Here is a 22982-nt window from a genome sequence, read left to right as displayed (position 1 = left end):
TATCTAACCCAATAACTTTACTGACCACAAGAGGTAGTGCTATAGGTAGAGCAAAAGTTTTACTACACACTATATTGATGAGTCGGTATTATAGGGGTTTAACAGCTTTTGCCTCTAATTTTTTTTGATAATTTGTTACTTAGTTTCAATATCTCAAAAAAAATTTTTTTTTCCAGAGCACCAGGGAAGGAAAAAGAAAAAGAGAGGATAAAGAGCAAAAGGGAAAAAGAGAAAAGGGTCAAAGAGTTCTCCCGATATCGCAGATAACGCGAAAACCTGTAGTGCTGCTGCGTTCGCCACGACTATTGAAGTAGAGGCGAAACGAAGAACGGCAAAGATCAGGATAGTTGACTAAGGAACCACCCCGCTGCGGTGAGAGGTTTTCATTTCCATTTAGCCAAACACTACCATCTGTAGGAGCACCATAATAGTTGTTATGCCATTCATCGGCACACCACTCCCAGACATTACCATGCATATCATATAAACCAAATGCATTGGGTGGAAAAATTCCTACGTTTGTTGTTTTTTTTCGATATGTTCCTTTGGGAGCATCAGCATAAGTAAAGTTGCCATAATAGTTAACTAACTCAGAGGTTATAGTCTCTCCAAAATAAAATGGTGTTGTTGTTTCGGCTTTACAAGCATATTCCCATTGACTCTCACTGGGTAAACTATATTTTTTTCCTGTTATTTGTGAGAGTTTCTGACAAAATTTTTTCGCTTCATCCCAACTTACTCTTTCCACAGGAAGACTTGCACCTTGAAAACAAGAAGGGTTATTTCCCATAACTGCTCGCCATTGTATTTGAGTAACTACATACTTTCCCATGAAAAATTCTGGCACATTTACATAGTGTTGCGGACCTTCATCGTCATATCTTCCTGCTTCTGTTTTTGGAGAACCCATCAGAAAACTACCTCCGGGAATTTTTACCATTTCTAGAGAAACTCCATTACCTAGGTTTTCTGTTATTACTTCTGCTTGACCTTGAGTACGACTTATTATTTCCCCTCTTCGGTTAACTGTGACAGTAGTAAATGTCTGAATAGAATTTTTTGGTGGTTTTTGACGGTTAACTGTGACGGTAGTAAATTTCTGAGTGAGGGTTTTTGGTGGTTTTTGATTGCAAAATCTCCCCATCAACTTACTTTCTGCTGGATCTCTTAGTTGTGTTATGGTGTTATTAGGGAGGGGTTGGGATGGGTTGACGTTTACTGTCGTTTTTGCTGTTGGTCTCTGTTTTGGTTTAGGTGGGTTTATTTTTCCTTTTGCTCCTAATAAAACATCTAAGACTTCCATGGCATTTTCATAACGCTGGGGAAAATATTCATGCACCATCTTATCTAGTATATTTGCCAGATGGTTGCTTACTTGAGCTTCATTTCGCCAGATCACGTTTCCTGTTTTGGGGTCTGTGAGTAAACTCTGGGGCTTTTTACCTGTCAATGCTCTTATCCCTACCATTCCTACTGCATATATGTCACTACTGAGCTTCGGTTTACCATTGCTTTGTTCGCTGGGCATATAACCAGGGGTTCCCACTGCAACGGTTAAAATTGTTTGACCGTTTTGGTCTGTACTCAATACGTCTATTTCTTTGACTGCTCCAAAGTCTATTAATACTATTTTATTGTCTGACCTACGGCGCATCAAATTTTGGGGTTTAATGTCTCGGTGAATTACATTATTTTGATGAGCAACTGTTAATGCTTCTAATATTCCTTTGAGTAAAGCAATAGTGTCAGACTCACTTAATTTTTTTCCGGGAGTCATCTCCCGACTTATATCTTGCCCTTCTATATGTTCTTGTACTAGGTAAAATTCTCTTTGTTCTTGGAAATGGGCAAGTAATTTTGGTATTTGGTCTGAGTCGTTGCCTAGTTTGTATAAGGTGTCTGCTTCTCTTTCAAATAGTTTTCTAGCAACATTTAGAACTCTAGGATCTAAGTTTTTTGGTTTAAGGTGTTTGACGACACATTTTGGATATCCTGGTAAGTCTATATCTTGAGCTAAGTAGGTATCCCCAAACCCTCCATTGTTAATAGATTTAATGATTTTATAATGGTTTCTCAGGACTTTTCCAGACTGCATAGTTTTTTGAGTGATCAATTGTTTATTTTTAATTATAAAGGTTTTGATGATCGGCTAGCAGTAGATAATGTTTCAGATTATTAATTTTATACAGCATATTTGTGAGACGGATGGGTGGTGTTGAGATTTTTTTGTCTTCTGGCTGCTAATTTTTGTCTTTTGGCGGTTTTTTTTGCCTTTTTAATAAATTTTCTGATGTTAACTAGATGTAGTGTTTATCACTTTTTCCCCATAGCTCCCCAACTTACCTGGGATAAATAGTTACCAATAGCACTGTTGCTAGCTCCCAAAAATTAATGAGTTATCTGTTGAGGTTCCTAGTAGGGTAAAGGTTGGATGTATTATTTGATTGGTTTTTGAGCGGCGATCGCTACTGGGGAATTTTTATCTTATCAGTTGTCTTTTGAAGTTCCTGGATGGGCAAAAGTTGGATGTATTGTTTGACTGTTTTTTTGAGCGGCGATCGCTACTGGGGAATTTTTATCTCATATCAAATGCCCTGGGTTCTGAAGGGTCTTATTCTGTGGTTCATTATGCAATGGCTATGGGCAAATGCCAGAAACCCCCTACAATAATGCTAAATAACACTGATGCTGTCATGTTTTATTTAACCTAATAAGTTCTCTTGACTACAAGATGTGGTTCTATGGGTAGGGCCAAAGTTCTACTACACACTACATGTTTCATCAGCCTAATATTATAGGGGGTTAACAGTGTTTGCTTATATTTGTTTTTTATAATTTGTTACGTTGTCTCTGAGTCTAAAAAAATTTTTCCCGCAGAGCGGGAATGAACCACAAAGGGCAAGAGGGCAAAAGGGCAAAGGGCTATTCAAAAGTCCTGGGGGGGAAACTCACAAGACGAAAACCAATACCGATGTAGTCCGCCCCGACCGAGTCATAGTTGATGCGGTCCGCAGAGCGACACCTCCCAGGATAGTTGACCCAGGAGCCGCCACGACAGACTCTTCTACTACTATCACCTCCAGTTTCCCAGGCACTGCCATCAGTAGGTGCTCCATTATAGTTTTCATGCCAAACATCCTGACAAAACTCGTACACATTCCCATGCATATCGTACAAACCAAATGCATTCGGTGGAAAAATTCCCACATCTGTTGTTTCTTTTCGATATTTTCCTTTCGGAGCATCAGCATAAGTATAGTTGCCATCGTAGTTAACTAACTCAGGCGTTATAGTTTCTCCAAAATAAAATGGTGTTGTTGTTCGGGCTCGACAAGCATATTCCCATTGGCTCTCACTGGGTAGACTATATTGTTTTCCTGTTATTCGTGAGAGTTTCCGACAAAATTCTGTCGCATCATTCCAACTTACTTTTTCCACAGGACGGTTTGCACCTTTAAACCTAGCAGGGTTATTTCCCATAACTGCTTCCCACTGTGCTTGAGTAACTGCATATTTTCCCATCAAAAATTCTGGCACATCTACATAATGTTGCGGACCTTCCTTGTCAAGTCTTTCTGCTTCTTTCTTTGGAGACCCCATCAAAAACCTACCTCCGGGAATTTTTACCATTTCTAGAGAAACTCCATTACCAATATTTTCTGTTATTACTTCTGCTTGACCTTGAGCGCGACTTATTATTTCTCCTCTTCGGTTAACTGTGACAGTAGTAAATGTCTGAATAGAAATTTTTGCTGGTTTTTGATTGAAAAATCTCCCCGCAAACCAACTTCCTCCTTGACCCCGGGGTTGGGATGGGTTGACGTTGAGTGTGCTTTCTGCCGCTGGTCTCTGTGTTGGCTTAGGTGGGTTAGGTTTTTTCCTCGCTTCTTGTAAAACATCTAAGACTTCCATGGCATTTTCATAACGCTGGGGAAAATATTCATGCACCATCTTATCTAGTATATCTGCCAGACGGTTGCTTACTTGAGCTTCATTTCGCCAGATCACATTTCCTGTTTTGGGGTCTGTGAGTAAACTCTGGGGTTCCTTACCTGTCAATGCTCTTATCCCTACCATTCCTACTGCATATATGTCGCTACTGAGCTTCGGTTTACCATTGCTTTGTTCGCTGGGCATATAGCCAGGAGTTCCCACTGCAACAGTTAAAGTTGTTGCACCTTGTTGGTTTATAGTCAATACATCTATTTCTTTTACCGCCCCAAAGTCTATTAATACTATTTTATTGTCTGACCTACGGCGCATCAAATTTTGGGGTTTAATATCTCGGTGAATTACATTATTTTGATGAGCAACTGTTAATGCTTCTAATATTCCTTTGAGTAAAGCAATAGTGTCAGACTCACTTAATTTTTTTCCCGGAGTCAGCTCCCGACTTATATCTTGCCCTTCTATATATTCTTGTACTAAATAAAATTCTCTTTGTTCTTGGAAATAGGCAAATAATCTTGGTATTTGGTCTGAGTCATTACCTAATTTGTATAAGATATCTGCTTCTCTTAGAAATAACTTTCTAGCAATATTTAGAACTGTAGAGTCCGGGCTTTTTGGCTTCAGATGTTTGACCACGCATTTGGGATATCCGGGTAAGTCTAGATCTTCAGCTAAGTAGGTATAGCCAAACCCTCCAGTTCCTAGAGATTTAATGACTTTATAACGGTTTCTCAGAATTTGTTCAGACTGCATAATTTTTTGAATTATCAATTATTTGTTATTAATTATAAACACTTAAATGCTCAGGCAAAAGTAAGTAATATTTTAGATTATTAATTTTATACAGCAAATTTGTGACACAAATAGACAGCTTTCCCGCTCCTAGTTCCTGAGTCTTAGCTCCTGACTCCAGGCTCCTGGCTTCTGGCTTACCTTTTTAATAAACTTTTGTAAACCAGACTTACTATTAATTACCATTTCCCCATAGAACCCCAAGTTGCCCCAGAAAAACAGCCACAAAGAGCACCTAAACCAGCTCCAAAAATTGTTGAAAAAATTGAAGTCCAGTCTCCATTAACTCGCATAATTTCTACTAAGTCTATTGACACTATTTGTGGTAAAAAACCACCGCAAATTATGCCAATAATTGTACCTAAAAAACACCCCCAAATTCCACCTAATAAAGCACCTCTAGCCCCGGATAAATTATTAGACAAAGGCAAAGTAGGAGCACCTAAAATTGGTCCTAAAATTACACCCCCTATAACTCCACCCATAGCACCGACACCCATTGCCGAAATCATACTACTTATTAATATAGATACCAATTCATCCCAAGAATTACTATTATCATTCATAGCTTCCTGAAAGACAAAAATTCCAGCTAAAATAGCTCCAATAACTGTACCTAAAAAAGCACCCCAAATTACACCTAAAAATAAACCTCGTCTACCCAAAACTCGCCCAGGAACAGGAAACGCTAAAGGTGGTTTAAAATAACTCCAAACACTACCCCAAATAGTACCTAAAAATCCTCCTAATACGACTGCTTGGCCAAATGCACCAAGACGGTTACCTATTCCATAAACAGCACCAGTAATAGCAGCAGCCAGAAACCCTCCCCAGAGCCCCCCTGTTAAACCTAAACTAGCACTAGATGAGTTCATAGGGATAACATATTGGCAAGCGATCGCGAAAAAAGCACCCCAAAATATTCCCATAACAACACCACCTAAAATAGCAATGCTACTGTTAACTATGCCTAAGACCAGACCTGCTACTGCCGCCGCCAGCAAAACTCCCCAAAAACCACCAAAAATAGCATCTTGAGCAATACCAAGAAGACCTTTACCACCCCCTGGCAAAGGAATTATTGGTAAAGAGGGGGGCTTAAATTTAGTAACAACAGGAGTCAGTAAAGGTTGATATTGCCCCATGGGTCGAGTGATCACAATTGGTTTTGGTGGAGCTGGTTTTTGAGAAGGAGTAGCTTTTGGTGACTTTAAAGGTAAAAGTTTCCCTTTTTTGAGAGCAGGTTCCAAATGTTGCTTATTTCTAACTGCTTCCCTTGATGGAAAAGGGTCTCGTCCTTTTAAAAGTTTAGTCCGCGCGCACCAAGGACAAGACTTTAGGTAGTTTCCATACCAATGCTGATGATTTTTTTGACAGTGCACTAGACTATCTTCTGACTCTCGCAACCCCTGTAACCAAGCCTTAGCATCTGGGCGCAACTCTGGGCGTTCATGCCCTAACTCAAAACAGTTAATGAATAGCTCTTGTATAGTGGGGTGTAAAATTTCCCAATGTAGTGCCGTTGGAGTCGTGCGATAGGGAACTCGCTTTTGACTATAGGGAAAATGACCAGCCTGGATCCGAGCTTCAAGGTTGGGGGGTTCTCCTCTACCTTTGTAAATTCCTGCAAAAGGGTGAGTTCCCTCCATCAAAAGTTGAAATATTAATACTGCCATGCCAAATAGGTCATGTTCAGGTTTGCGGTCAATTTTCCGGAAACTCTGACCTTGTAGTTCTGGGGGAGTAAATTCTAGTTTGCCGACGGGGCAACGGTAAATTTCTTTGGTGTAGGGGTCGCGCACTTGAAAGGAGTCTGTGTCAACTAGGGTAACAAGAGCAGTATCGGTGACGAGAATATTTGATTCATTGATGTCACCAATAGTATATCCACTGTTATGTAAAGCGTTCACGGCTGCGACGAAGTTACGAGCTGTGCGATGGAGGTAACGATAGTTGAAAAGAGGTTTTTGTTCTCGACGGTTGCGAGGGTTATAGAATATATGTAGGGGTTGTGCTCTGGAAACCCGAGGCATTAAAAAACCAACTATTTGATGTTTGTTATTAGTAGTGCGCAATAGATCTATAGGCCATGCGATCGCTGCATGTCCGCTTCCTATGGGTACATCTGGTGGATGAGAGAACATTACGGTCAGTTTATCGGCGTCCTCGTCTGTCGGTTTATGGTAAATTTTGGCCACTAAGGAGGGGTTTTTGAGCACAGGATAGATACGACCTTCACCACCCCCACCAATGGGGTTTTGGGTATCCAAGGTTATAATTTGTTCACTGAACTGACGTTGCAACCGCATGGGGTTTGGGTAAGTTTTCTAAGGGTGTTTTACAGTTTATAGTATAGCTTGAGTTTTTTAATTTTGTTAATAATTTTTTTCTAAAATTTTATTGAAAGACTCAGAATAAAGTTTAGTCTATTAGCTGTTTATTTTTTTTGTAGTTAGGTTTTAGTATTTCCCATATTTATGTTGGGGCTAAAACCTGACTATGAGTCATCTAAAAATATAATGCTTAAAGGAATTTATCAGGGATAAGTATTGTTGACTAAAACTTTTTCTAATTAGATTTTGCTGCTCATAATTATAGATTATCAATAAAAAAAATAAAAAAAATTGCTGTATCTATTTTTGAGTAAAAAGTACCTTTGAAAAGGTTATATATTCATTAGTTAATGCTGATTTTCACTTTTAAATGTGAGCTAAAATTACTGTTAAAAAACATTTTTTTGGCCTATTTTTAATTGTTGAATTTAAAAGTTTTATTAAAGTAAAAATAAGCTCCAATACCAACTACTAAATTCGCAAAACAAGTCCCATAAAAAATACCATTGATACCCAATAACCAACTTCCCAAATATGTTAAAGGTACATACAAAAATAACACTCTTATGAGACTCATCATTACAGAAGGTAAAGGTTTTCCCAGAGCATTGAAAGTTGCACTAGAAATTAACGTGATCCCAAGGGTACCATAACTAATAGGCATTATCAGTAGATATTTAGTAGCGACCTCGATAACTTCGGGATCTGAATCAAATATTGAAACTAACCAACTCCCGCCTATAGCTAAAGCGATCGCTATTATAGCTCCCCAAAAAAGACTAAACTTAAACCCTAAGTTCCCACCTAAATACACACGGTTATACTGTTTTGCTCCCCAGTTTTGCCCCACAAAAGGAATAAAGCTACTGGATAATGCCAAAAATACTATAAAACAAAATACCTCTATCTTAGAAGCAATGCCAAAAGCTGCCACTGCTGCAGTGCCATAAGTTGCTATCAAACTAGTAATAAAGCTGACAGAAATTGGTATGATTATATTTTGACCTATATTAGGTATAGCTATAGAAAGGATATTTTGCCAATTTCGGAGAAGAAGCTTAAAGCTAGGCAGCTTCCAACAGATCATTTGTTGGTGATAGTGCAGAAAAAACAAAGAAGCTGCTAAGGTAGCTACCATACTAATAACCGTTGCCAACGCCGCTCCTTGTAACCCCATCCCTGAAATTGGACCGACTCCAAAAATTAGTATTGGGTCTAGCACAAGGTTAACAATACCTGCTACAGTCATCACCACACTGGGAACGAATGTATTACCAGTAGCGCGAATAATACTATTACCAACTATTGGCACTACTGCAAAAATTCCTCCTAAATACGAAGTTTTCATATATTGTCGAATTAGAGGCAAAGTTTCTGCTTTTGCCCCTAGAGCAGTAAATAGCGGCTCAATAGTTGCTAAACCTAGAATGACTAAAATTGCCCCTACTAGTAAAGATAAAATTAAACTATCTGTAGTAAGTCGCTTAACTTTATAGTCATCGCGATCGAGGACAGGAGTTTGAACGCGCTTTCCAATAGCCCTTGAAATACAAGAACTAACACCTATTCCCAGACCTATTGATACACTATTTAAGAATGTTATTACTGGGAATGTGAAGCTTATTGCTGCTAGCTCTTTTGTTCCCAGTTGAGCGACAAAGTAGGTATCAATAATACTGAAACCTAGCAGCGCCAAAATTCCCCAAACTGTCGGCAGTGTTAGCTTTAGTAAGAGTGTGCTTATTTTACCTTCTGTTAGTTTTTGTTTCATTTTTCAGCAATAATATTTCTTAATGTTATTTACAAAACTTTACCATTTATTTTTCATTTTGGGCAACTGCATCTAAATTTTCCACAACACAAACAATAAGCAGAGAGAGTGTATAGGGCTATACAAGTCTTGAGGACATTTTTAAACTATCTTCCTGAAACTGTTGACAGCTTTTGTTTTGCAGTTAGTCAGTTATGATTTTAAAAGAAGTAGAAGAGAATTAAAGTGAATAAATATTGTGAAGGAAAGTACGGGTGACTATTTTCAGTATTTTCCCGAGAAATTTATTGAGCAATATGCCTTTGAATATGGTGTTAAAAAAGATGATATAGCCATTATGTCGGCTCTTTTGTTAAGTAAGTCTTACCAGGAAATAGTTGATGAAAAAGGTTAGGATATTGGGAGGGTAAGCAAGCACATGAATTTTGTTTATGAGAAGCTTAAAGTCGCACCGAGAGAAAAAAAGAGCAATTAAACTGCAGTGGTTACAACAACAATTTTTAACTCAATATCAGGTCAAAAAAAATTAATTATCAGGCAAAAAAAAAGGGAGGTAACTATGACATAGAAAAAGAAAAAAATAGACCTAATAAAATGAAAACAGAAAATGAAGTTGTTTGGAGTGGTAGATCCAATATAAGTTCTTTTGTTATGATAGAAGAAGAATTAGAAATACTAACAAGATGGATCCTTGAAGATAAGTTTCGTTTAGTAACTATTTTTGGTTTAAAAGGTATCGGCAAGAATTTTCTTTCTGTTAAACTTACTGAAAAAATCAAGGATAAGTTTGAGTTTGTTATTTGGCGATCGCTTTCTTTAGACCCAAAAATTCGGCTTTTATTGACTTGGTTGATTTTTACACAAGTCCTTAATAAATTTCAAATAATCTCAACCAGAAAACTTTTATTTAGTAACTTCAACAAATGCTAGAAATTCCAAACAAAAATCAAGACATTCATCGGTTTACTATTTCTAGGGTAGTACGTTTTTTAGTAGGAGTTATATTATGTTGTTTATTAATTCTGACCAGTGGTTGTCAGCCAAAATTGTTAAACTATGAGAATAATAACTCAAGATTAGTTTTAGTTAACCCTAGTCCACCTAACACTTTTAACTATGCCATATCTCGTTCTCCATACGAAATTTTTAGATTTATTTACGAAGGATTAATATCAGAAAATGGCTTAACTGGAGAATTAGAACCTGCCTTAGCAGAATCTTGGGTTTTGTCTGAAGATAAAAAGCGGATTATCTTTACTTTGCGGTCAAAATTAAAATGGTCTGATGGAAAACCTCTTACTGCTGATGATGTTATCTTTACCTATCAAGATATTTATCTCAACCCCAAAATTCCCACTATCTACAGAGACTTTTTAAGAATTGGCAGTAGTGGTGCTTTTCCCTCAGTTAAAAAAATAGATCGGCGCCGAGTAGAATTTATTTTGCCCGAACCTTTTGCCCCATTTATCAGATATGTAGAAAAATTAAAAATTTTACCAGCTCATGCTTTGCGGGATACTATTTTCTCAACTGATGCTGATGGTAAACCTCTATTTTTATCAACCTGGAATACAAATACACAGCCACAAAAAATTATTAGTAACGGTGCATTTAAACTAGCAAATTATATTCCTTCCCAAAGAATAATTTTAGAAAAAAATCCTTTCTATTGGCGTAAAGACTCAGCCGGTAATTCTCTTCCCTATATTGATCAACTTATCATTGAAATTATTCCATCAACTGATAATCAATTAATCAGATTTCGTTCAGGAGAATTAGATAGTATTGGAGTAGATCCCGAAGCATTTCAATTACTTAAGCGAGAAGAAAAACGAGGTAAATATAAGATTTATAATAGCAGTGCTCTAGGCTATAGATTTGTTGGTTTTAATCTTAATCAAGGTAAAAATTCAGAAGGAAAACCTCTTTTAGACCCTATTAAGTCTCGTTGGTTTAATAATTTAGCCTTTCGGCAAGCAGTTGCTTATGCTATTAATCGCCAACAAATTAATAATACTATTTATCGAGGTTTGGGGAAAATACAACATTCTCCTCTTGGAGTACAAAGCCCCTATTACTTATCTCCAGAAGCAGGATTAAAGGTCTATAAATATAACCCTGAAAAGGCAAAACAATTATTGTTAAATTCTGGTTTTCAATATAATAATGCCAATGAATTATTAGATGAGAATAGTAACCGAGTAGAATTTACAATTTTAGTAAAATCTGAAGACAAACTACGTATAGATACAGCAGTTAAAATTAAAGAAGACTTAAGTCGTATCGGGATTAAAGCTAATTTACAAGTACTCAACTTTAATACTGTTTCACAAAAGCTATTCTATAGTCGAGATTGGGAATGTTATGTCGGAGCTTTTGGTGTTCGTGGTGCTGACTTTGAACCTAATTTACTATCCTTATTTTGGTTAAGTAATGGTTCATTTCATCAGTTTAACCTAGGTTCTAAACCTGGTGAATCAAGAATGAAAAATTGGCAAGTTTCTGATTGGGAAAAAAAATAGACCGTTTGTTTATTGCTGCTTATCAGACTGTAGATGAAGATAAACGTCGGGAAATTTACGGTGAGTTTCAACAAATTGTTTCCGAACAATTGCCTGTATTTTTTTTAGTCAATTCTCTAACACTCCAAGCAGTTCGTAATCATATTGATAATTTAAAAATTTCTGCTCTTAGTGGTGCTTTTTGGAACATTTATGAATTGAAAATTAAGGATAAATAAGTTAAGAATTTAGCTATCAACTATTAGTTTTCACTAATTCCTCATTCCCGATTTAATTTGATAATTAATAAAACTTTCTCTAATCCCTATTCCCTATCCCTATATTCCCTATTTTTCCAACCATATTCTTCAAAAATAGCTTTTATAGGACTTACCCATAAACCTGGTTATGAGACTAAGTTTTGTGAGGGGCAAAAAACAATAATCAGGACAATAAACCCAGTTTCTTGTTTGGTTGCGTAAGTCCTCTTTTAGTGGTATTATAATTAAAAGATTTATTTCTTGGCAGAGGAAATATGAAGAAAACAAAACTAGTAATAACATTAGCTACAGTTGTTTTTCTAGCAGCCTGTGATGTTGGTAATAATAGTCATATTAACCTGAGAAACTATGGTTATCCAAATAGAATGAATCAGAGAAAAATGAGATTAAAAAATTATTATCAAACAAATATTGATGCCAATTATGTGGTAAGTTCTTGTCAAGAATTGATGGAAGATGAAATGGGATTTCCTAAAAATGGTCAGTGGTCATCCGTGGAAGATATAACTAAAACTCAATCCGGTTGGCAATGGCAAGGTTGGGTAGAATTTGATGGGGAAAGAAATAATTTTCTCTGCAATGTTGACAACAATGAAGTCGTAGCATACCCCTACAAAAAAGAAATATATCCTGATAGTTTTCCTGATAATTTATCTGAATCTAAAAATTTGAATGCCAGTAGTGTTGTGACTTCTTGTCAAGAATTTATGGCATATGAAATGGGGTTTCCGAAACATGGGAACTGGTCTTCTCAAAAAGATGTGAGAAAAACTAGAAAAGGTTGGGAGTGGCAAGGATGGGTAGATTTGTATGGAGAACGAAATAAGTTTGTATGTACTGTTGATAATAATGGGGTTGGAGTCAGTACTAATTTTGAAGATTCTTATAATTATGAATATGAATATAACTATACTTATTAGTAGGTATCTATCCTAAAGTTCGTGTATGATTTTATCTGCGTGGATCAGTCCTAAATATTAAGTTGACTATCCAGTAAAATGAGGTTAAATTACCAAAACTATTTAAACTATTTAATAATGAACTTAATCAGCAAACTATTAGCTAAAATTCCCAAAAACATTCACTTTCGACGCAAAAATCTCCTCTGGAGTTGCTTCCTAATATTAGGACTAACTCTGACTCAAATGTCTAGCTATTTACCCACCAGCAGGGCTCAACAACCTTCCTCCTTTTCCCCTAGAGAATTTCGTGGGGTCTGGGTAGCATCCGTTGCTAACATTGACTGGCCTTCTCAACCAGGCCTACCCGTTACCCAACAAAAAACAGAATTACTTAACATCCTCAACCGGATGCAGGAACTAAACCTTAATGCTTTAGTATTACAAGTTCGTCCCAATGGAGACGCTTTCTATAACTCCACCATTGAACCCTGGAGTGGTTGGTTGACTGGAAAACAGGGAACTCCTCCTCAACCCTATTATGACCCTCTAGAATTCGCGATCGCTGAAAGTCATAAACGTAACATTGAGCTCCATGCTTGGTTTAACCCCTATCGTGCTCAACTCAGTCCTAATGATGGTTCCTTTGCCTCTAACCATGCAGCAGTAAAATATCCCCAATATGCCTATAGATATGGCAAATATGTTTGGTTAGACCCGGGAGCGAAAGTAGTTCAAGACCAAACTTTTAACACCATCATCGATGTGGTACGCCGTTATGATATTGATGCTGTTCACTTTGATGACTATTTCTATCCCTATCCTCAAGGTGGGCAAGAGTTTCCTGACTATCAAACCTACAATAGTTATAAAGCATCTGGTGGCACTCTTTCTCTATCTAACTGGCGACGACAGAATGTGAATAATATGGTGGAACGTCTCTACCAAGGTATTCATGCCGAGAAACCTTATGTCAAATTTGGCATCAGTCCGTTTGGAATTTATCGCCCTGGTAACCCTCCTGGTATTGTAGGTTTAGATCAATATGAAAGTTTATATGCTGACGTGAAGTTATGGTTAGCAAAAGGTTGGGTAGATTATTTGGCACCTCAACTTTATTGGCGCATCGACCCGCCTAAACAGAGTTATCCAGTGTTGTTAAACTGGTGGTTGCAACAAAACCCCCAACGTCGTCATATTTATGCGGGAAACTTTTTAAGTCAATTACAAGTTTCTGGTTGGCCTGTGTCTGAGTTTGAGAGACAAGTTGCAATTTCTCGTCAGAGAGCGAGTCAACTTTCTTTGGGAAATATTTTTTATAGTATGAAGATGTTTCGAGATAATGTGGCGGGTGTCAATAATGTGTTCAAAAATTATGTTTACCCAACTCCAGCATTACCTCCAGCGATGCCATGGTTAGATAACCAACCTCCGGCACCACCTATGGGAGTACAGGTTAATTCTGATGTTATTAGTTGGAATGTTGATAATATTGAAGATGTTCGTTCTTGGGCTTTATATCAGCAAAATGGTAATCAATGGGAGCTGTTGCAAGTATTAAATTCTGCTACTAATGCGGTGAGAGTTAACCCAGGAACTTATGCTTTGCGGGCAGTTGATAGGTTGGCAAATGAAAGTTTAGAAGAAGTGGTAACGGTGCAATAAAGGTACATTTCAACATTGTTGGGAATGTCTGAATAAAGTCTCTAAAAGTTTGTCCGAACTGTGGCATTCATGCCCTAAATGTTGACAATAACTAGACAGAAACTATAACTCGGCACTTCTAATGTAGAAAATTGGATTGTTATCAACACAGGGGGAAGGCTTTAACCTCTTTCAAAACAGCGGTTAGGGCTTTCCCAGGCTCAAAAATCTTGCATTGTCGTGTAAGCCCAATATCGGGGGTATTTCAAATTAGTATGTATTGATGAATCATATGATATCAGCTTGCCCTGAACATGATATGAGCAGAGTTATATCAGATGAGTATGTTTAGTTAACTCTTTTAATTTATATCACCAAGGCAAGCATGCTGAGTTAATTCTTCGTAATCTTTATCTGAATGGTTTTTTCCATAAATTTGGTTGATCAGTCATGAGCTGTAGTTAATATTTAAGTCTAAGCTTGGTAAGTCAAAAGGTAAAAAATTAAAGGGTGAACCAAAGCGATCGCTCCAAATAATCAATAAAGAGTTTTACTAAATCAGGGTATAATATAATGTACAGTTAAATAGTTATAATTAAAGTTCATCGTAAAACAAGAAACATAACTGTATCTACCCAAAAAGCCTTACTACAAACTATATACTTTATTGATTACTGATGATCCGGACATGATATAAAAACTCGCTTAGTCCATAGTCCAATTTCTGATTTTGCAAAGCAAAGGTTGTAATATCATCTCTAGCTAAATAGTTATAATCATAGTGTACTTTTCCATGACATCTCATTTATATTCAAAATCATTTAGGATTAATATATTGCTATAATAACTAACAACTAATAATTGATAATTAATAACTGATAACTAGTAATATATATTCCAAAAATTGAAAATTCCTGGTAGGGTTTTGAAATAAGAGTTGGGAGACCAAAATTCTAGACTCTACTAATATTGTTTTTCGCTTATATTCAATTAACCATGCCTAAAAATCAACTCAAACAAAAGCTAAAAAATGGTGAAGTTGTACTCGGACCTTTTATGAATTGTGCTTACCCTGCATTCGTAGAAATTTGTGGTCTAGCAGGATTTGATTTTGTAGTTATTGACCTAGAACACGGACCTTTAAATATTCTAGTTGCAGAAGACCTTTGTCGTGCTGCTGACTGTGTAGGTATTGCTCCTGTTGTCAGAGTCAGCAAAAACGATCCTGCACAAATTCAACGGGCTCTTGATATTGGTAGTACGGGAGTACAAGTTCCACAAATAGAAACAATAAGTGATGCAGAAATAGTAGTACAAAGTGCTAAATATAATCCTATTGGTTGCCGTGGTTTATCATTTGGAACTCGTGCAGGACTTTACACTTCAGCAGGTAGCAATATTACTAATAAATTAAATGCAGAATCTTTAGTTGTAGTTCATGTAGAAGGTACAAAAGGCATCGAAAATATGGAAGAAATTGTTAAAGTTCCTGAGATTGATGTGATTTTTCTCGGTCCTTATGACTTATCCCAGTCTTTAGGTATTCCTGGTCAAGTTAATGATATTCGAGTAGTTGAGTTAATGCAAAAAGCGGTAGAAATTATTCGGAGTTCTGGTAAAGTTGTCGGTACTTTTACTAATAATTCTGAGGCAGCAAAAAAATGGATTGACTGTGGAGTGCAGTATATTGGATTAGGTATAGATGTGAGTATTTTTCTCCAAGGTTGTCAAGCTTTAGTTAAAGGGGTAAGAGGTAAATAAGGTGTTATATTTTAGATGCTATATTTTAGCTATTAGATGTAATATTTCAGGATAAATTATTTTCTCTTACATTCATTCAGTATTCATAATAAGGAGTCATTTTTTTCTGCCTATTCATAAATCAAGTTACTTTAATATTACGGATAATTAATTAATTATACAGGACTTACGCTCAGAATATAATTGTAGTGTAAATCTCTGAATAAATTACCCAATACACTAATAAACTATATATATTAGTACTGCGTAAGTCCTGTTACACCTGTTACAAATCAAGACAAGTCTTGCTAACCACTCTGAAAAAAGTAAACTCCTAAAATTTCTCATTTTTAAGCTATATTTGATAAATATATTTATTAGCATAAAGAATACTTTTTTTTGATTACTTAAGTAGTTTTGCATAGCTACTATGCCTTTTTCCTTTCTCCCCTACTCTATGCTCTCTTTCTAGCCACAAAGTTTTCATAAGTTCTTGATCAGGAATAGCTTTTAACGGAGATAGTGGAGGATAAAAAAGTTATTTATACATCATCAGGAACTTTGAAAACATCTTTTAAATAAAAATCTAATTCTTTTTTTTATAAATATTCAAGCTAAGATAAATCAATGATTATTTGAGTAATAGGATACATTTTTTCATAAAAGTTAACAGTTTGTATACTGTTTAGCAGTACTTTTTATAAAGCCGAGCTATAATAAAAATATAAACAATATAAAACTCAACTTTTACTCAATAAAATGGGGGGTAAATATATATGCAAAAAATTTTAGAATCAATTAATTTAGATTATGCTTTTATGTTTACTCATAAAAAAGTAAACTCAATTAGCATGGAAGGTTTTGATCCGTTTTTTGCCGACCTTCCTGTTGATCCCTACATGAAAGCTAAGTATCGTTATAGAAGACTTTCTCGTTTTATTCTCTCAGGGGAAAAAGTAATAAAGCAGCCTCATGGTTATATTTTTCAAGGCAAAAATTATAATCCTCTTCCAAATTATGGGGATGTTAAAAGAGAATATGCTGAAATAGATGATAAACTTGTTGCCTTAGACAACTTCAAAAAAATGATTTTAGCCTTCTGTGATTCCTGCAAAATACATCCAGAAGCAGAAATTGGAATACATCAAATTAGAACTATTTGCTACCCTAATAGTTTAGGTAATCCAGCACCAGAAGGTATTCATCAAGATGGCACAGATTTTATTGGTATATTTGTAGTGAATAGACATAATATTCAAGGGGGTGCAACTCATCTTTATACTGCTAAAAAAGAAAAGCCAGTATTTAGTAAAATTCTCAATCCTGGAGATTTATTACTGGCAAATGACCATGAATTTTTCCACTTTACCACTCCCATTAAACCTGTGATAGAAGAGATGGGATATCGGGATGTCTTTGTGTTAACTTCTCCTAGTTTGATTCATTAAATAAGAAAGAACGAGATAAGCATTAGTAGAGTATGTTTCAACTGTAGAGTTTTGGTCTCCAAACCCCCCTCACAAAATTAGCGAAAAAAACTATAGGGGTTTGGTCTCCAAACTCTATTTCAACTCTAGTGGAGCGATCGCTTGACTATATGTGATATGACTGTTTTTAAGACAGCAAATGTCAATATTTCCCATATTTATATAAATTTTTGATATTGTAGCCATTAAAATTAAATTTCTGTCAAGATGAAATCATAATCATATATTAAACTGGTAATGGGAGTTTTTTGAAAATTAATATCCTTGATGATACCTGATCAGCCTCCTTTCAGTAAAAAGTCACTTATACTATTTCTCAAAAAAAAATGCTTTACTTCAATAGATAGAAAAACAGTAAATAGCATGGTGTGTATTGTTAAACTAGATATTCTTGAATCAATAGTATTTAGAGATTTACCAGACCTTTTGAGAATTTGTTTCATCCTACTAAATATTAACCATAATGTTATAGTTTCATTAACAGGATAACAGTTCATCATTGAAGCATTAGAAAAAGCAAGTATACCGGGAAATTTTCATTGACCTGCTCCGACTGTTTAAGGAATGGGGATAAAATATGATCCACAAATATTGGCGTTTGAGTATGGCACTGAAATGCTCCTGTGGAGAAAATCACCGAAGTTAATAAATTCTCATTCCTAAGCAAATTAGCAATAATGTTTGCCATAGTTTTTGCGATCGCATATATAAAGTTTTTTTACACATATTCTTTTACACATATATGATAGCAATATCAAGCATAGTATTATTTTTGAGAAATAGTATAATAACCTATCTCTAGAGGGCAAATAGCAATTAAACCCTACTAGAGACGGCGGTTATGGGTCAGTCCTATCTATTATACAGCGCTTTTCAGGATAAATTACATTGTCACAACCAAAACCTTGTAGGGACTTTCCATGGAACATCTCTACTGTTTTCTACTAAAATGAAAACCGCTGTAAGTAAGTTTAAATAGGTATCCATCAACATTGGAAAGCTCCCACATTCTGTACTTCAAATATCAATTCTGGGATAAAATTGTCATTTTCCATTGCTCAGGATCAGCCACTAACCAAGTCGCAGAATCTTTCCTCTCAGATATTTGAAATTGAACATAAATTAATTGATGTCCCAAAATTCGTTTACCTAAGTGAGAATTAACCAAATGAACGTCTTGTATGCTTTGGGTGGGGATAGTAATATCATCACGTTTGATAAAGGGACTAAACCACAATTCATTTGGTGTGAGTACCAATGCCCCATTTCCTCAAATTTGAAAGGAACCGCGAGATTCCAAACCCAAGAAATTGGCACTTGTTTCCGAAAGAACAATTGCCTCCCTAGGGAAAAGCTCTTGGATACGTTCAATACCACTAATCTGCATTTGATTCCAGAAGACGGAGAAGAAAATAGCCATACTTACCCCGACAACCACAATAACCACAGCCGCGATCGTTCATCCTAAAGCCAGTCCTTTCATAATATTACTCCAGTCTGACTTAAATTTTTAAGGGAACTTTAGCCTTTTGAGCTTTTTGGGAGAGTTAATTAGCAGGTTCCCTCGCAAACTGATGACGGTGTAATTGGTAGGGAGATCCACTGCACTATCGAGAATAGCAATGCTGAGATAAAAGGTACGATCGTAGAGAACTAACTCTGCTTCGATAAACCGCTCTAAAATTCCTTGAACCTCTATAGTTGTCAGTTCTTCACCAGGAGTTCCTCGTAATTTTCTGAGAACCTGTTTCAAGGAAGTGGGACTATCAATTATCTGGTAGACATTTGCTTCTAGGGTATTAAACGTGAAAACCTTAGACGTAACCCAGCGAATATCTTCAATAAATAACTTCTCATCTGTCGTGATACGATAACTGAGTCGAGGGAGCATTGGTGACTTTTGCAAAACGCGAATCCACTCAATGACCGCAGATACAACGTAGAATGTTTCTTACCTAAATACTTTGCTAATAAATATATTACCGAAAAATTGGAAATGAGATTCAATAAAAAAAAGGTTCCCAAAATTTGGAAACTTTGATAGTACTAGGGCTTACATAATATTGCTATGTGTAGTGGATAATTTAGTCATTATTCCAGATATAACCACTACAATTATTTTTATTGCATAAGTCCTGAGTAATTAATTTTTATCATATTGATAGGTTTTTACCCATCTTGCTTAACCTGATATTGTTTTTATCTAAAAGTATGAGCAACCCAAACCTTTGGTTTCAAAGATTTTGAATCAGATGTGTTTTCAGGAATATTTGCTATTGTTGTCACAACTTTTACCTCTTCTATGTTTCTAAAATATCCTTTTCTTTTAGTTTTAACGATATTTTTTCCCTCAAGAAATTCCTGGTTATTTATATCAGTTTTTTTCATAATTTTTTACTAAAGCTGAATTATTTTTAAGTCCTACACTTTTCACATTTTCCTTATACCATCACACAAATTAATTTTCAGGATAAAAAATTTAAAATTTGACTAATCTCTATAATACTTATTTTAACCTGTTTTGTGTTTCTATTCTGTTGAATACCAATTTACATGCACTAATGCTATACTTAGGTAGCACTTCAGTTATTAAATAATTAACATAAATATAATCATTTGATTTCTCTCTTTAGCTAAGTTAATATTAATTTTATAAATGTTTACTATTCCCCTGATCTCCTACTCTTGTACTTTTCAGCTAAAAAAAATCTAGAAAAGCTTTTGAAAAATGGTATGAGTCCTATTCACAGGGTTTTAGGAAAAAAAGATACTAAAAATCAGGTCAAAGTCTTATACAATAACATTTTAACCTTAAATAAACCATTTTTTAAGTATATCTAGGCTTCAGCTATTTTTAGATATTTGGTAGTATTTCCGCTTATACTGGCTTTGAGACCATTTTCGGGGTAAAAAATCCTAAAGTGTCATTAAGACTAATCAAAAATTATTATACTGGCTTCAAAAAATACTACCAAAAATTATTGACAAATAAACATAAATATGATGGTCATAATTTCTGACTTCTTGGCTAATTAAAATGTGGCAACCTCAGAAAAAACAGTCAACCTCAAACATTGAAAAATCTCAACTAAAAAAATTACTAATTCTTCTATTCCCTGCAACTATCTGGCTATTAATTTTTTTCATCATCCCGTTAGTAATTGTTTTAATTTACAGCTTCCTAGAACGAGGTACTTATGGCGGTGTCGTTTGGAAATTTACTCTAGATAACTATCAACGACTAGGTCAAGGAATATACTGGGGAATATTTTGGCGGTCTTTATTCTTTAGTTTAACTACAACTATAATGTGTTTATTAATTGGCTACCCTTTAGCATATTTTATTGCTACTATTAGACCACCTTGGCGTAATGTTTTATTGATGTTAGTTATTATTCCTTTTTGGACTAATTTTTTAGTACGTACTTATGCTTGGATAGTCCTGCTTCGGACTGAAGGAATATTTAATATTGCCTTACAAAGTTTACAGCTAACAGACAAACCTTTAACTATTTTATTTACACCCTTTGCTGTGACTATTGGTTTAGTTTATGGCTACTTGCCGTTTATGATTTTACCTTTATATGCCACAATTGAACGCTTTAATTTTTATTTATTAGAAGCTGCTCAAGATTTGGGAGCTAATGATTTACGCACCTTTTTTCGTATATTTTTACCATTAACAATTCGAGGTATAGTTGCAGGTTGTTTACTAGTTTTTATTCCGGCATTTGGTGCTTTTATTACTCCTGATATTTTAGGTGGTGCAAAAACTATGATGGTAGGAAACTTGATTCAAAATCAATTTATTAAAGCTAGAAATTGGCCGTTTGGTTCGGCACTATCAATTGCCTTGATGATAATTGTATTAATTCCAGTTATCATCTATTTTGCAGTATCGGAAGAGGAAAATAATTAAGTATTCAGCTATTAGGAATAAGTAACAGATAATTACAAGTATATGATTGAAAAATATTAATAATAAAATATTTATAGCACAGGTATATTGCCTGTGATATTTATACCTCAATCAGATGAAATATATCTATAAAAAAAAGGATAGGAACTGGGTTTATATGAGAGTTTATTTATCAAGTAAATATTAAGATATTGAGTTTATTACTATGCTGAGGCTTTGCCATTTATTTGCCAGTAAAACCAAAATCACTAAAAGCTAGGTAATATAAGACTCTCAGCTAAATTTATAAATCAGCTCTTAAATGTTCTACAATACTAATAATATCTACCTCCCATAAAGCTGATTTATTAAACACTTAATTGGAAAGAGTATTTGATATTATTAACTCATTATATTGGAAAGAGGAATTAGTCTCCAAAAAAAATTAAAATTTATATCTGCCCACTATTACCCAGTAAAGAAAAAGATGATTTCAGTTAAGTACCTCGGAAAAATTAATTACAATTGTTTATTACCTGTAATTTTTGACAAAGGTTGTTCAGGAAAAGCAATTATCTGTAATTTATTTTGGATAAACATTTATCATCTATTAGTTATCACTACATCCTACTGAATTATGAATCAAGAAAACTTTAGATTTTTTTTATGATTTTAAAAGAGTAGCTTTCATACTTTATTTATGCTTCATTAATTAACCTTAAGGTAAGTTTTCTGTAAGGTTATTACCATTTATCACACTCAAGATAAAAGCGAGAATGAAACAAATTGATTTATTTATTCGTTCTGTTGGCAAATTCGGTTTATGGCTAAATGCGACTTTTAGTTTCGCCTTTCTTTATCTACCTATTTTGATATTAGTAATTTACTCCTTTAATAATTCCCGTTTTAATGCTGTATGGCGAGGTTTTACTTTAAAATGGTATGACAATTTATTACAAGAATTTTCGGCTAATGCTATTAGCAATGTGATGATTTGGGAAGCCCTAACAAATAGTCTTTTTGTAGCAACAATTTCAACATTGCTAGCAACAATTTTTGGTACTATGATTGCTTTAGCATTAGAACGTTTTCGTTTTCCCGGACGTAATGTTTTAGAGGCCATACTTTTTTTGCCGATAATTATACCCGAAATTACTATTGGTATTTCTTTATTAGTTTTCTTTTCCTTGGGGTTTCAGCTAATCGAAAATATTTTAGGTATTCGTTTAGTTTTAGGTTTGCCGACAGTAATTATTGGTCATATAGTGTTTAGTATCTCTTTTGTTGTTGTAACTGTCAGAGCGCGAGTAGCTCAACTTGACCCGGCTTTAGAAGAAGCTGCTTTAGACCTGGGTGCTAATGAATGGAAAACTTTTTTTCAGATTACTTTACCTTTAATTTGGCCGGCAATTTTTAGTGCTGCTTTGTTAGCTTTTACCTTGTCATTAGATGATTTTGTGATTACTTTTTTCACTGCTGGAGTCGGCTCAACAACATTACCATTATTTGTTTATGGTATGATTAAATTTTCGGTAACTCCAGCCATTAATGCTATATCAACTTTGATGTTAGTAGCTTCTTTAATTTTGGTGGCATCTTCTCTTTTTATTGATAAATTGGGCAATAAAAAAAATGCCTAAAATTACCGAAAAAAAAGAAAGAATAAAAAGGGAAGATGGAGGCAG

18 protein-coding genes are annotated in these 22982 nt (G+C 35.1%); 11 read left to right on the top strand and 7 right to left on the bottom strand.

Annotation, left to right across the window (positions count from 1 at the left end; all coding sequences use genetic code 11):
- Nucleotides 1-238: 238 nt before the first annotated feature.
- The gene (locus TERY_RS13590) at nucleotides 239-2095 is read right to left on the bottom strand and encodes an SUMF1/EgtB/PvdO family nonheme iron enzyme (RefSeq protein WP_011612366.1); all 1857 of its coding nucleotides are present in this window, start codon (nucleotides 2093-2095) and stop codon (nucleotides 239-241) included.
- 349 nt (nucleotides 2096-2444) lie between these two features.
- Here TERY_RS13590 and TERY_RS35120 point away from each other — a divergent pair, with 349 nt between their 5' ends.
- Nucleotides 2445-2711 carry a hypothetical protein gene (locus tag TERY_RS35120; protein ID WP_011612365.1) on the top strand — a complete coding sequence of 89 codons (267 nt, stop codon included), beginning with the start codon at nucleotides 2445-2447 and terminating at the stop codon, nucleotides 2709-2711.
- 211 nt (nucleotides 2712-2922) lie between these two features.
- On the opposite strand, the gene TERY_RS13585 is transcribed toward TERY_RS35120, so the two are convergent.
- The 3 genes from TERY_RS13585 to TERY_RS13575 form a co-directional block, all read right to left on the bottom strand.
- Nucleotides 2923-4704 (bottom strand): SUMF1/EgtB/PvdO family nonheme iron enzyme, encoded by a 1782-nt coding sequence (locus tag TERY_RS13585; protein ID WP_011612364.1) that lies wholly within the window; start codon nucleotides 4702-4704, stop codon nucleotides 2923-2925.
- Nucleotides 4705-4922: 218 nt separating this feature from the next.
- Nucleotides 4923-7052, bottom strand: a complete 2130-nt coding sequence (locus TERY_RS13580; RefSeq protein WP_011612363.1) for a DNA-binding protein — start codon at nucleotides 7050-7052, stop codon at nucleotides 4923-4925.
- A 439-nt stretch (nucleotides 7053-7491) separates the two neighbouring features.
- Nucleotides 7492-8847, bottom strand: coding sequence for an MATE family efflux transporter (locus TERY_RS13575; protein WP_011612362.1), 1356 nt, complete (start codon nucleotides 8845-8847; stop codon nucleotides 7492-7494).
- A gap of 238 nt (nucleotides 8848-9085) precedes the next feature.
- On the opposite strand from TERY_RS13575, the gene TERY_RS33130 reads away from it, so the two are divergent.
- From TERY_RS33130 to TERY_RS13545, 8 genes are all read left to right on the top strand, one after another.
- Nucleotides 9086-9241: a hypothetical protein gene (locus TERY_RS33130; RefSeq protein WP_155994430.1), complete on the top strand. Its 156-nt coding sequence runs from the start codon at nucleotides 9086-9088 to the stop codon at nucleotides 9239-9241.
- Between the two features lie 200 nt (nucleotides 9242-9441).
- Nucleotides 9442-9777 (top strand): hypothetical protein, encoded by a 336-nt coding sequence (locus TERY_RS13570; protein ID WP_011612361.1) that lies wholly within the window; start codon nucleotides 9442-9444, stop codon nucleotides 9775-9777.
- A complete protein-coding gene (locus TERY_RS13565; protein ID WP_370495459.1) occupies nucleotides 9771-11369 on the top strand; it encodes an ABC transporter substrate-binding protein in 1599 nt (532 codons plus the stop codon). Before TERY_RS13570 ends, TERY_RS13565 begins: the two co-directional genes overlap by 7 nt.
- Nucleotides 11354-11587, top strand: a complete 234-nt coding sequence (locus TERY_RS36960; protein ID WP_370495457.1) for a hypothetical protein — start codon at nucleotides 11354-11356, stop codon at nucleotides 11585-11587. Before TERY_RS13565 ends, TERY_RS36960 begins: the two co-directional genes overlap by 16 nt.
- A 296-nt stretch (nucleotides 11588-11883) precedes the next feature.
- A complete protein-coding gene (locus TERY_RS13560; protein WP_011612360.1) occupies nucleotides 11884-12549 on the top strand; it encodes a hypothetical protein in 666 nt (221 codons plus the stop codon).
- Nucleotides 12550-12666: 117 nt separating this feature from the next.
- Nucleotides 12667-14193, top strand: coding sequence for a glycoside hydrolase family 10 protein (locus TERY_RS13555; RefSeq protein ID WP_044136816.1), 1527 nt, complete (start codon nucleotides 12667-12669; stop codon nucleotides 14191-14193).
- 975 nt (nucleotides 14194-15168) lie between these two features.
- Nucleotides 15169-15933, top strand: coding sequence for an aldolase/citrate lyase family protein (locus tag TERY_RS13550; RefSeq protein ID WP_011612358.1), 765 nt, complete (start codon nucleotides 15169-15171; stop codon nucleotides 15931-15933).
- 755 nt (nucleotides 15934-16688) lie between these two features.
- Complete coding sequence (locus TERY_RS13545; RefSeq protein WP_011612357.1) at nucleotides 16689-17360, top strand: 2OG-Fe dioxygenase family protein; 672 nt, start codon at nucleotides 16689-16691, stop codon at nucleotides 17358-17360.
- Between the two features lie 1063 nt (nucleotides 17361-18423).
- Here the strand turns inward: TERY_RS13545 and TERY_RS13540 are convergent.
- The 3 genes from TERY_RS13540 to TERY_RS13530 form a co-directional block, all read right to left on the bottom strand.
- Complete coding sequence (locus TERY_RS13540) at nucleotides 18424-18657, bottom strand: hypothetical protein (protein ID WP_044136815.1); 234 nt, start codon at nucleotides 18655-18657, stop codon at nucleotides 18424-18426.
- A 252-nt stretch (nucleotides 18658-18909) separates the two neighbouring features.
- The gene (locus TERY_RS13535) at nucleotides 18910-19305 is read right to left on the bottom strand and encodes a hypothetical protein (RefSeq protein WP_370495453.1); all 396 of its coding nucleotides are present in this window, start codon (nucleotides 19303-19305) and stop codon (nucleotides 18910-18912) included.
- A 293-nt stretch (nucleotides 19306-19598) separates the two neighbouring features.
- A complete protein-coding gene (locus TERY_RS13530) occupies nucleotides 19599-19787 on the bottom strand; it encodes a hypothetical protein (protein WP_044136814.1) in 189 nt (62 codons plus the stop codon).
- Between the two features lie 649 nt (nucleotides 19788-20436).
- On the opposite strand from TERY_RS13530, the gene TERY_RS13525 reads away from it, so the two are divergent.
- Both TERY_RS13525 and TERY_RS13520 read left to right on the top strand, forming a co-directional pair.
- Nucleotides 20437-21318 (top strand): ABC transporter permease subunit, encoded by an 882-nt coding sequence (locus tag TERY_RS13525; RefSeq protein WP_011612355.1) that lies wholly within the window; start codon nucleotides 20437-20439, stop codon nucleotides 21316-21318.
- A gap of 755 nt (nucleotides 21319-22073) precedes the next feature.
- Nucleotides 22074-22937, top strand: coding sequence for an ABC transporter permease subunit (locus TERY_RS13520; protein ID WP_011612354.1), 864 nt, complete (start codon nucleotides 22074-22076; stop codon nucleotides 22935-22937).
- Nucleotides 22938-22982: the final 45 nt, after the last annotated feature.

It is taken from the genome of Trichodesmium erythraeum IMS101 (assembly GCF_000014265.1).
GTDB lineage: Bacteria > Cyanobacteriota > Cyanobacteriia > Cyanobacteriales > Microcoleaceae > Trichodesmium > Trichodesmium erythraeum.
Note: the sequence above shows the minus strand (reverse complement) of the source record. Positions and strands in the feature narration are given on the sequence as shown.

What these genes read in the sequence shown, in the direction of transcription:
- TERY_RS13590 (WP_011612366.1), bottom strand. Translation starts at nt 2,095, where the DNA reads ATGCAGTCTGGAAAAGTCCTGAGAAACCATTATAAAATCATTAAATCT.
- TERY_RS13585 (WP_011612364.1), bottom strand. Translation starts at nt 4,704, where the DNA reads ATGCAGTCTGAACAAATTCTGAGAAACCGTTATAAAGTCATTAAATCT.
- TERY_RS13580 (WP_011612363.1), bottom strand. Translation starts at nt 7,052, where the DNA reads ATGCGGTTGCAACGTCAGTTCAGTGAACAAATTATAACCTTGGATACC.
- TERY_RS13575 (WP_011612362.1), bottom strand. Translation starts at nt 8,847, where the DNA reads ATGAAACAAAAACTAACAGAAGGTAAAATAAGCACACTCTTACTAAAG.
- TERY_RS13570 (WP_011612361.1), top strand. Translation starts at nt 9,442, where the DNA reads ATGAAAACAGAAAATGAAGTTGTTTGGAGTGGTAGATCCAATATAAGT.
- TERY_RS13565 (WP_370495459.1), top strand. Translation starts at nt 9,771, where the DNA reads ATGCTAGAAATTCCAAACAAAAATCAAGACATTCATCGGTTTACTATT.
- TERY_RS13560 (WP_011612360.1), top strand. Translation starts at nt 11,884, where the DNA reads ATGAAGAAAACAAAACTAGTAATAACATTAGCTACAGTTGTTTTTCTA.
- TERY_RS13555 (WP_044136816.1), top strand. Translation starts at nt 12,667, where the DNA reads ATGAACTTAATCAGCAAACTATTAGCTAAAATTCCCAAAAACATTCAC.
- TERY_RS13550 (WP_011612358.1), top strand. Translation starts at nt 15,169, where the DNA reads ATGCCTAAAAATCAACTCAAACAAAAGCTAAAAAATGGTGAAGTTGTA.
- TERY_RS13545 (WP_011612357.1), top strand. Translation starts at nt 16,689, where the DNA reads ATGCAAAAAATTTTAGAATCAATTAATTTAGATTATGCTTTTATGTTT.
- TERY_RS13530 (WP_044136814.1), bottom strand. Translation starts at nt 19,787, where the DNA reads ATGAAAAAAACTGATATAAATAACCAGGAATTTCTTGAGGGAAAAAAT.
- TERY_RS13525 (WP_011612355.1), top strand. Translation starts at nt 20,437, where the DNA reads ATGTGGCAACCTCAGAAAAAACAGTCAACCTCAAACATTGAAAAATCT.
- TERY_RS13520 (WP_011612354.1), top strand. Translation starts at nt 22,074, where the DNA reads ATGAAACAAATTGATTTATTTATTCGTTCTGTTGGCAAATTCGGTTTA.